Raw genomic sequence first — 11,377 nt, 5'->3', positions numbered from 1 at the left:
AATATGCCAAGACAAAGACCAAATCATAAATCTGGCGTAGATGCAAAAGAATCTTTCAAAGATATGCGTCTTACTTTTACAGAAGAACAAATGAAAAAAGAAACAGAAAGATGTTTAGGTTGTGGAGCTACTGTTGTAGATGAATATATGTGCGTAGGTTGTGGTCAATGTACTACAAAATGTAAGTTTGACGCTATATCATTAGTAAGAAAATATGATGCAGAAGGTGTAGCTTATGAAGATTTAAAACCAGCAGTAGTTAAAAACGTTATAAGACGAAAAGGTAGAATAATAGGAAAGAAAGTTAAGGATGTATTTGCAAAATAAAATTAAAATAAAATAGATTAGGGGTGCATTATGGGAATTTTATATGAAAAAATGACCTTTGAAGGATGGGGAATTTTCCTATTTGTATTACTTGCATTGATGGCATTCAATGAACTTGGAAGATCAACAAAATGGACGGGAATATTATTATTTATAATAGTACCTATATTTTTAACAATTTTTGTTTGGCCAACTACAGCAGCGCCAGGCAATGAATATGGAACAGGAACTTGGTTTAACTGGGTGAAAACTTATTCGGCACTTGCTGGGTGTGTTTGGTTTATGGCTCTTAGATATATTCCATCGTTACAAAAGAAAAAATGGGCATTGGCTCTTCCAGCGATTATTTTAGCATTAAATATATTTGAAGCTTCTATTAGAGACTTTCAAATTTTCACTTATGGATTAACTGATGGTGGAGTTGTAGATAATCTTTGGACGATATCTGGACCTTGGAATATTATGAATGGTATAGCAGGGTTATTAAATATAGTTACAATTTGTGGTTGTTATGGAATATTTATATCTAAAGATAAAACAAAGGATATGATATGGCCAGATATGATATGGACATGGGTTATAGCTTATGATGTATGGAACTTTGCATATACTTATAACTGTATATCAGACCACTCAATTTATTGTGGAGCAGCTTTATTACTTTCATGTACAATACCAACTTTCTTTATAAAAAAAGGAGCTTGGTTACAACATCGTGCTCAAACATTAGCCCTTTGGATTATGTTTGTTATGACTGTTCCTCAATTTGCTGATAGGATAGCACCAGTTCCTACAACACATAACAAGACAGCTTTCTTTGTGGTAAGTTTAATATCTTTAGCTGTGAATGCAGCTTTAGCAATTTACCAATTTAATAAGGTAAGAAAAAATAAACTTAATCCAATAAAGGATGAAATTTACACAGATACTGATGCGTATCAACAAGTATTAGCTGAAAATAAATAGATAAAAAATAGTACTCTTTAAATAAAATGTAGTTATTAAGTGTGAAAACTTAGTAACTACATTTTTTTTATTTATATTGTATAACCTGTTAACATTGGATAAACATTAAATATGATAAAGTATAATGATATAAAATTTTAATTTATTGATTTATAAGGAGAGCTAAAAATGAGATTACTAGTTATAGAAGATAATATAGAACTGTCAAACTCAATGAAAAAAGGGTTAGAAAATATGAATTTCAAAGTAGATATATCAAACACAGGAGAAGAAGGCGAGGAGAAAGCAAGTATTAATGAATACGATGTTATATTATTAGATTTAAACCTTCCGGATACTGATGGAATAGAAGTACTAAAATACCTTAGAAAAAAATCAATAGACACACCAATAATAATAATAACAGCAAGAGATAATGTATCAGACTTAGCGATAGGATTAGATAATGGAGCAGATGACTATATAACAAAGCCATTTCAACTATTAGAAGTTAGAGCAAGAATTCATGCAGTAATAAGAAGATTCCATGGACGAACAAATCCAATTATAAACATTGGAACTTTAAAGCTTAATCCAGTAAATCGTACTGTGTATATAGATGAAAAAGAGGTAATACTTGCAATAAAAGAGTTTGATATATTAGAGTACATCTGTTATAAACACCCTGCAGTTGTTTCTAGCGAGGAAATTGTAGAGCATGTATATGACGAAAACTTTGACCCGTTTTCATCAGTACTAAGAGTACATATATCAAGGTTAAAAAATAAATTGAAAAATATACAAGGGCAAGAAGTTTTAGTTAATGTTAGAGGAAAGGGCTATTGTTTATGCGTAGAGTAAACTTTAAAAGTGGACTAGTTATAATAATATATTCATTAATACTATCACTTGTTATAGGCGTTGGATTATATAAAATAAAAGGATCTTTTAATAATCTAGAAACTAAAACAAATATAAAAGATGCGAAAGCTATTATTGTTAGCACTTCTGTATCTAACGAAGAAAATTTAATATATAGAGTACTAAAAGAAGGTAGTTATCTAAATTTAAAAGAGTACAATGAAAACTTTGAAAGTCATAAAATGACAGGCACAAGTAAGTTAGTAGATGTAGCTGAAATTGGAAGAGCTTATCTGAAGATAGGATTTAAAGACATACTAAGTATAGTTTTAATATTTTTCTTTGTTTTAATATTATCGTCTTTAATATTATGGATAGTATTAAATAAGATTCATGATAAAGAAATAGAAAATATTGTGAAGAATTTAAATGAGATTGATGATGATTTTAATCCATACTTAGTAAGCAAAACATTTGGGATAGCTTATGAAAATATAAAGGAAAAGTTTAAACAAAATTTAGATGACTATAAAAAATTAAATTCTTATTTATCACATGAACAAAAAAATACTATTGCTATATTAAGAACAAATTTAGAGATAGACAACAATAAAGAATATATTAAATTGGTAGATAATATTGCTGACAGTATAGATGATGTATTAACTTTAAGCGATTTAAAATCTGATGATGAGATGGTTCGTGTAGATGTTTCTTTAATATGTGCTAGTATTTGTGACATGTATCAAAAAAATTATAAAAATATTGAATTTGATTTTGATGAAGAAAATAATACAACTATTTTGGCTAAAGAAAGGTGGATATATAGAGCAGTAAGTAATTTGGTTGATAACGCAGTAAAATATGGCGAGAATAAAATGATAAGAGTATCAGTAAGAAACAAATATAATAGTGTGATAATTAAAGTAGAAGATAACGGAATTGGTATGGAAAAAAATTTTATAGATAGTATATTTAATAATAAATATAGAATTAATGATTTAAAAAAAGATGGATACGGGATAGGTCTAAGTTTAGTATCACATGTGTGTGATTTATGTAATGGAATAGTAGTAGTAGACAGTGAAATAAATAAAGGGTCTTGTTTTTATTTAACCTTTTCTGAATACAAGAATTAATATTTATTTTTAGATTTTAAGTTGAGGGTTAACATTGAGTAAACAATATATTTATTATAATTTGCTTACAGTAAAACCTAAAGAAAAGGAGAATTTAATATGTATATTTTTAAAAATGCATTAAAAAATTTGTCAAGGAATAAGGGGCGAAATATATTATTAGGAATTATAATGACCGCTATACTTTCTTGTACGGCAATATCTATTATTATTAACACAACATCAAATGAGATAATAAAAGATTATAAAAATAGGTTTGGAGCTGAAGTTTTTATTCAACCAAACATGGAAAAGACACAGGATAAAATAAACGAAGGTAAAGTTGAGGAATTGAATAAGGGAGTACCTAATGATATTAAAGAAAAACTTTCTAAGTCTAAGTATATTAAGGAAACTATATTTAGTTTAGCATTTAGTGGTTATAGTGACAAAATAAAAGCTTTAGACCAACCTGAAGGTTCAGATGATTTGAATTTGAGCAATGTTGTAGCTATCGGGGGTAAATCAAATCTTAAGAAAAGTCCAAACTTAAATGTTTTAGGTGGTCTTAGCAATGAGGGTAAAAATGAATTTAAAAATGGAACAAGAAAAATTATAGAAGGAAAAATGCCACAAAAAAATAATGAAGCTATAATAAGTAAAGAATTTGCAAAGTTAAATAATTTAAAAGTAGGAGATAAAATAAATATTAAAAATCCTCAAGACCCGGATAGCTTAGAGTCACTAGATTTAACTATATCAGGAATATATTATGATGGAGCAAAATCTAGTGATTTCGGAATTAAGCATCATATGTTAAATAGAAGTAATGAGATTATTACTACATATGATACTTTAAAAGCATATGATGAAAAATCTAAAGAAGATTTAGTTAGTATGGATGCAAAATATTACTTAAAGGACCCGGACTCAGTAGATGATTTTAATAAAGAAGCTCATGAAATGGGGTTAAGTGATTTATTTGATTTATCTGTAGATGCAAGTAGTTACAACAGTATTGTTAAACCGGTAGAAGGATTAAAAAGTATTTCAAAAATATTTATGACTTTAGTTTTAGGATTTGGAGGAAGCATACTAGTTTTAATTTCTATTTTAGCTATTCGTGAAAGAAAATACGAAATAGGTGTTTTAAGAGCTATGGGTATGAAAAAAGGCAAAGTTGCGCTAGGTTTAATTTTTGAAACTTTATCTATGATACTTATCTCGTTAAGTATAGGATTAACTATTGGAAGTATATCAGCTCAACCAGTTTCAAATATGCTTTTACAAGGTCAAATAGATGCTCAAAAACAAGCTGAATCAATGAGTATGACTGTTGGATTTGCTGGCTCAAGCACAACAACACCAGCGTTAGAAAAATTAGACGTATTTTTAAGTGGGGAAGCTATTTTAAGTATTACACTAATAGCACTATTGCTAGGATTAGTATCTGCTGGAATAGGTATTTTATATATAAATAGATATGAGCCAAGAAAAATACTAACAGAGAGGAATTAAGAATATGAGTTTATTAAGTTTAAAAGATGTAAGTTATAGATATGAAGGTGCTAACAGAGATGTGTTTAACAATATAAATATAGATTTTGAAAAAGGAAAAGTGTATGGAATAATAGGAAAATCAGGAGCAGGTAAAAGTACTTTATTATCATTAATATCAGGACTTGATACATGTAAAAGTGGAGAAGTTTTATACAATGATAACAGTTTAAAAAATATAGATAGAGATTTGTATAGAGCAAAGGATATAGGGGTCATATTTCAAGGATACAATTTATTATTAAATGCTACGGCTAAAGAAAATATATTATTATCTATGAATATAAGCAATTCTAAGCAAGAAGATAAAAATGAATATATAGAAAATTTACTGCAAAGTGTAGGGATTGATTCTGATAAAGCAAATAGAAAGATTTTAAATTTGTCAGGAGGAGAGCAACAAAGAATTGGTATAGCTAGGGCTCTATCGCATAATCCAGATATAATAATTGCTGATGAACCAACTGGAAACCTTGACAATGAAACTGAAGAAAAGATTATGGATATTTTAGTATCATTAGCTCATAAGCACAATAAGTGTGTTATCATTGTAACTCACTCAAAAAAAGTTTGCTCATATCTTGATGAAATTTGGGGGTTAAAATCTGGAAAACTATTATTTATAAAAGATGAAAAGGAAAAAACTAATAGTAATAACTAATAGAAAAAAATTAAATATAGTAATATGATAGGAGAATATTATGAAATCGGTAGATATAAAAAAAGCACCAAAGCTTACAGTCATATTATATATATGTGCAACATTAATGGCTCTAAGCACTATATTTATTATATACAAATCAAATGTTTACATATCAGATTTAGTTAAAGAGGGATTTAATCCTAAAAAGGAGTTAGTAGAGGTAATAAATTATTACTTAGTTACAGTTATACCATTTGTATTTTATACAATATCTTTAATTTCTTTAGGATATATAGTTAAGAAAATAGATTATATAACAAAAAGTAAAGAAGAAATAAAAGAAAAAAGTGTATATTTAGAAAGAGTACCAGAAAATAAAGATGATGAAATAGATGAATTTTTTAATAATATATAAGGAAATAACAAGTAGATTAGAAGTTAATGGAGGGTAAATATATAAAACACATCAATAATTATGTTGATGTGTTTTTTGATTATAAATATTAATAAAATCTTAATAAATCATTGATTTTATCTTAAAAAATAATTCTTATACTATTATATATAAACATAATTAGCTTATTACTAAAAGTATAAACATGGTAAAATGAGAATCGAGGTGAGGAAAATGATAAAAGGGAATGTATTATTAGTTGATGATGATAAAGATATAGTTAAATCTATGGAAATACATTTGAAAAACGAGGGGTTAAAAGTATACAAGGCTTATGATGGAGTAGAAGCATTAGAGCTATTAGTTGAAAAGGAGATTCATCTAATTCTAATGGATATTATGATGCCAAAAATGGATGGATTAAGTGCAACATTAAAAATTAGAGAACAAAAGAATATACCAATTATACTAGTATCAGCGAAAACTCAAGATACAGATAAAATAATAGGGCTTAACATGGGAGCGGATGATTATATAACAAAACCATTTAACCCACTAGAATTAGTGGCGAGAGTTAAGTCTAACTTGAGACGTTACATTGCACTAGGAAACTTTAAACAAGAAAATCTAGAAGAATTAAAAAATGGAGCGTTGGTGATTGATAATGCTAGTAAAAAAGTTACAGTAGATGGAGAAATAGTAAAGTTAACTCCAATGGAATATAAGATATTAGAAATGTTATTAAAAAATCAAGGAAGAGTATTTTCATCTAGGCAACTATATGAAAGTATATGGGAAGAACCTGGATATAATTGTGACAGAACAATCGCAGTACATATAAGAAGGATAAGAGAAAAAATAGAGATAAATCCTAAAGATCCAAAATATATAAAGGTGGTGTGGGGAGTTGGATATAAAATTGATAAGACGTAAAAATTTAGCAGCATTAGTTATATGTTTTTGTATAAGTATAATTAGCGCTAATATTCAAAATATATATTTTTATATAGACTGCTTAAATAAAGATTTTTATAAAAGTTATGAGTTGGAAAGGACTTTATATGAAATAGCAACCAATTCTGTATATACAGTAGTTGGAGATAATGCAAGTGAAAAAATGCTTAATTATAGAAATGAAAGCCGAGAATTTATTTCTAATAACACTTGTGCTCAGATATTTGTTATGAATAATAAAAGTAAGGAAGTATATTCGAATAATATTTTTGAATTTAATAAATATATGAAATCTGTAGAAAACTATGCAGAGATATATGAAATTAACTTCAAACAAAATACTATGTATAAGCTAATAGATGGTGAGAAAGTTAGAGTATCTACCAAGAATTTTGGAAACTTATCACAGACAAGAAAAGAAGATGTTAGCACCTATGTAGCGATACCATATACTTATAATATACGAGAGTATAAAAATACTAACGATAAGGACCCTTTATATATAAGATATATACAATTTACTAAAAATAATAGAGATGCAAAGATTTTTATATATTCTAAAATAATAGCATTAATAATATTAGTCGCGTACTTAGTTTTATATATGATGAAGAATAAAAATCGAAATAAGAAAGTTATATTTACAAATTTATTATTAATTTTATTAGCATTAATATTATCAATATTACAATCTGAAGTATATGGGTGGAGTATTTTCTATCCTATTGTTAACACAGGGTTGCTTTATATTGTATATTATTCAAGTCAATTATTGAGAGGTAAAAAACAAGAAGGAAAGTTTATTTCTAAGATATTAATAACAAAAAAATTATGTGATTTAAAGATAAAAAATGCTACATTGTACAATGTAATAAAATATATATGGGTGTTTATATTAGTATTATTAATACAAGTTATTTCAATTTTTATATCTGATGATAATTATATAGTAAATGAATTTATAATGTATATTGCTCCGTATATATATATAACTTTATGCATAATTGCTATTTTAGTTATAATAGATAAAGTAAAAAAGATTGAGAAAATAAGAAATGGAATTTCTGAAATAAAAGATGGAAATATAGAATATAAAATAGAAATAAAAAAAGATTCATTATTTAATGATATAGTATGCGATATAAATGAAATGGGACAAACTATAAATGTAGCAGTTGAAGAAAGACTAAAAAGTGAGAGAATGAAAAATGAACTTATCACAAATGTATCTCATGATTTAAAAACTCCTCTTACAGCTATGATTAACTATATAAGTTTAATGAAAAATGAAGATATACAACCTGATTACATAAAAGATTATATACAAGTTTTAGATAAGAGGTCTCAAAGATTAAAAGTCTTAATCGAGGACTTATTTGAAGCATCTAAGATTGGAAGTAACGATATAGAATTAGATATAGAAAAAACAGATATAAACCAATTACTTACGCAAACTCTAGTAGAGATGGAAGAATATATAAATGAATCTAAACTAGAATTTATAGTGAATACACCTGAACATGAGGTATACATATTAGCAGATGGTAAAAAGACTTTTAGAGTATTTGAAAATATAATTTCTAATATACTGAAATATTCTTTAGAGGGAACTAGAGTATATTTAGATTTAGAAGAAATAAATGATAAGATATATATAAGTTTTAAGAATGTGTCTAAGTACAAGCTTAACTTTAATCCAGATGAAATAACTGAAAGATTTACAAGAGGAGATTTATCAAGAAACACAGAAGGATCTGGGCTTGGACTTGCAATAGCTAAGGGGTTTGTAGAAGCTCAAGATGGAAACTTAAAAGTAGATATAATAGGTGATTTATTTATTATTAATATAGATTTTAATTTATTGAAATAAAAATTAAAAATATGTTAATTAAATTCTAGTTGGATAAGCTAAGCTACTACTATGATTTTTTAAAATTGCTATAAAAAAAGATAATTAATATAATGAAAGTTGTTTTAATAAATTTAGAGAAAAAGGAGGGATATTCATGAAACATGAATGGAGAAAAAAAGAAAAAGAATATTACATACCAAAAGAAAAACCTCAACTAGTAGAAATACCTGAATTCAAATTTCTAACTCTAAAAGGGCAAGGAAACCCAAACAGTGAAGGATTCTCAAAAGCGATAGAAACACTATACTCACTAGCTTACGCTATAAGAATGATGCCTAAAAAAGGTATCACTCCAGAAGGATACTTTGAATACACAGTATATCCATTAGAAGGAATATGGGACTTAACTGAAAAAGGTAGAGCTGAAGAAGCTCTTAACAAGGACGAGTTAGTTTATACATTAATGATTAGACAACCTGAATTTGTAAATAAAGAAGTTTTCAATATAGCTATGGATATTGCAAAAAAGAAAAAGTCAAATCCATTATTAGAAAAAGTAGAGCTTAAAAATATTAAAGAAGGAACTTCAGTACAAATGCTTCACGTGGGACCATATGATGATGAACCAAGAACTTTTTCAGCTATGCAAGAGTTTTGCAATGAAAATAATTTAAAGATAAAAACAAAAGCTCATAGAGAAATATATCTTTCAGATTTTAGAAAGACTGAAGCATCAAAACTAAAAACTGTTCTTAGATATAGGGTAGAAGAAAATTAATATATTTAATAATTTGACTGAAATACATACTTGTACTAATATAAACTTATATTAATTTAGATAAATTAGAGAGGTTAATAAGTATGATAAAAGCAGTTGTAAAGGATATATTATTTTTAGAACAAAAATCAGAACTTGCGACAAAAGATGATGTAGAAGTTATAAATGATTTAATAGATACATTAAGAGCAAATTTAGACCATTGTGTAGGAATGGCAGCTAATATGATCGGAGTAAAAAAGCGTATATTAGTATTTAGTGTAGGGGAGATGATAATTCCTATGGTAAATCCAGTTATACTAAAAAAAGAGATTCCTTATGAAGCTGAAGAGAGTTGTTTATCTTTAGAAGGATTTAGAAAAACAACTAGATATGAAAAAATAGAGGTAGAGTATCTAGATAGAAACTTTAAAAAACATAAGCAAGTATTTACAGGATTTACAGCACAAATTATTCAACACGAAGTAGATCACTTCGAAGGAATAATAATATAGCATAGAAATGAAAAAGGCGCGCCCTATTGTAGAGCGACGCCTTTTTTAATATATTAATGGATAGTTCCCATAACTGTACTCATTACAAAGTTAAGAATAAACAAGCCGCTAAGTACGTACATAGCTACAGAAACATTTTTCCCTTTATTTATAACTAAATTAAGAATTGTATAAACTATAAATCCAATAGATATACCATTTACAATATTATAAGTAAAAGGTATTATCGTAATCATTAAGATTATAGATATAGTTTCTATCAAATCTCCTTTTTCTAAGTCAAAGAAAGTTTGTATCATAAGTATCCCTATAAATATAAGAACACTACTTATGACACCATCTGGTATAAGTTTTAATACAGGTATTAAGAACAATGATAGTAAGAATAATGTAGCAGATGTAAATGCAGCTACTTTGCTTTTACCACCAACACTGATCCCTGAGAAGTTTTCAGCTGCAACTATAGTTGGACTTGTTCCACATATTCCGGCTATTATATTAGATATTCCAGTTACCTTAAATGATTTTTGGAAATCTTCTTCTCTTTTTAGCGCTCCTAATTGACCATATAAAATTCCCATATTTTCAAATACTATTACAATTGTTATAGAGAATACTGCTACCATAAACGGTATAGACCAAACATTTTTAAATGACATACCTAAAAATACTTCTTTAATAGCACCTATGTTAAATCCTGCAAAATCTAAACTGCTTAGACTAGTTACTCCCATAATAAGTGATAATACTGTACCGATTATTATACTTATAAGTAAGTTACCTGGTACGTTTTTCATATTTAATATTAATATGATAATTAAAGTTACTATACTTAAAAGGGTTTCCTTGTCTGCAATATTACCAATACCTATCATAGTATTTTCATTACCTACAACAAGACCACTTTTTTGAAGGCCTATGAATAAGATTAAAAATCCTACTCCTGTAGTTATTGCATGTTTTAAGTTATTTGGTATCGAGCTCATAAGAATTGAAGTTAGCTTTGTACTTGCTATTAAAGTGAATATTACACCACTCACTAAGACTGCTGCTAAACCTTCTTGCCATGACAACCCCATTGATTGAACAATAGTATAAGTAAATAATGAGTTTATTCCCATTCCAGGGACTAATATAAGTGGAGTATCTGAGAATACTCCCATAAGAATTGTAGATATAGTACATGTAAGTACTGTAGCTATCATAGCTGCATCTGGACTTATACCTGCATCAGATAATATTAATGCATTAGTCATTATGATATACACGCTGGCTATGAATGTTGTGATTCCTGCTAAAATCTCTGTCTTAAAATTTTGTGTTGCAATTGATTCTAATTTACTGCTTGATAGTTTTTGTTCCATCCTTCTTCCTCTTTATTTTGGTTCCCTCGCCCGCCCGCATTGGTTAATGCCCATATATATTACCACTATTTTTTTTTATTGTCTATAATT

At 27.4% G+C, this 11,377-nt stretch carries 12 protein-coding genes; 11 read left to right on the top strand and 1 reads right to left on the bottom strand.

Annotation, left to right across the window (positions count from 1 at the left end):
• The 11 genes from ACRDDE_RS01680 to ACRDDE_RS01630 all read left to right on the top strand — a co-directional run.
• On the top strand, positions 1-327 hold a 327-nt coding region (locus tag ACRDDE_RS01680), incomplete at its 5' end, for a 4Fe-4S binding protein (protein WP_438625094.1).
• 30 nt (positions 328-357) lie between these two features.
• Entirely contained in the window at positions 358-1,293 is a 936-nt protein-coding gene (locus ACRDDE_RS01675) for a DUF5692 family protein (RefSeq protein WP_438625093.1), read from the top strand.
• Between the two features lie 168 nt (positions 1,294-1,461).
• Positions 1,462-2,133: a response regulator transcription factor gene (locus ACRDDE_RS01670; protein WP_369284942.1), complete on the top strand. Its 672-nt coding sequence runs from the start codon at positions 1,462-1,464 to the stop codon at positions 2,131-2,133.
• Positions 2,121-3,272 (top strand): sensor histidine kinase, encoded by a 1,152-nt coding sequence (locus tag ACRDDE_RS01665; RefSeq protein ID WP_438625091.1) that lies wholly within the window; start codon positions 2,121-2,123, stop codon positions 3,270-3,272. The genes ACRDDE_RS01670 and ACRDDE_RS01665 overlap by 13 nt, the downstream gene beginning before the upstream one ends.
• Positions 3,273-3,371: 99 nt before the next feature.
• Positions 3,372-4,769, top strand: a complete 1,398-nt coding sequence (locus ACRDDE_RS01660; RefSeq protein ID WP_438625089.1) for an ABC transporter permease — start codon at positions 3,372-3,374, stop codon at positions 4,767-4,769.
• A gap of 4 nt (positions 4,770-4,773) precedes the next feature.
• Entirely contained in the window at positions 4,774-5,469 is a 696-nt protein-coding gene (locus tag ACRDDE_RS01655; RefSeq protein ID WP_438625087.1) for an ABC transporter ATP-binding protein, read from the top strand.
• Positions 5,470-5,509: 40 nt separating this feature from the next.
• Entirely contained in the window at positions 5,510-5,866 is a 357-nt protein-coding gene (locus tag ACRDDE_RS01650) for a hypothetical protein (protein WP_438625085.1), read from the top strand.
• 213 nt (positions 5,867-6,079) lie between these two features.
• Positions 6,080-6,778, top strand: coding sequence for a response regulator transcription factor (locus tag ACRDDE_RS01645; RefSeq protein ID WP_438625084.1), 699 nt, complete (start codon positions 6,080-6,082; stop codon positions 6,776-6,778).
• A complete protein-coding gene (locus tag ACRDDE_RS01640; protein WP_438625082.1) occupies positions 6,753-8,669 on the top strand; it encodes a sensor histidine kinase in 1,917 nt (638 codons plus the stop codon). Before ACRDDE_RS01645 ends, ACRDDE_RS01640 begins: the two co-directional genes overlap by 26 nt.
• Before the next feature lie 136 nt (positions 8,670-8,805).
• Complete coding sequence (locus ACRDDE_RS01635) at positions 8,806-9,429, top strand: GyrI-like domain-containing protein (RefSeq protein ID WP_438625080.1); 624 nt, start codon at positions 8,806-8,808, stop codon at positions 9,427-9,429.
• Between the two features lie 83 nt (positions 9,430-9,512).
• Positions 9,513-9,923, top strand: a complete 411-nt coding sequence (locus ACRDDE_RS01630; protein ID WP_021434058.1) for a peptide deformylase — start codon at positions 9,513-9,515, stop codon at positions 9,921-9,923.
• 53 nt (positions 9,924-9,976) lie between these two features.
• Here the strand turns inward: ACRDDE_RS01630 and ACRDDE_RS01625 are convergent, their stop codons facing one another.
• Positions 9,977-11,287 (bottom strand): NCS2 family permease, encoded by a 1,311-nt coding sequence (locus ACRDDE_RS01625; RefSeq protein WP_438625077.1) that lies wholly within the window; start codon positions 11,285-11,287, stop codon positions 9,977-9,979.
• Positions 11,288-11,377: the final 90 nt, after the last annotated feature.

Source organism: Paraclostridium sp. (assembly GCF_051656405.1).
GTDB lineage: Bacteria > Bacillota > Clostridia > Peptostreptococcales > Peptostreptococcaceae > Paraclostridium.
This window is presented reverse-complemented; position numbering and strand designations above follow the sequence as displayed.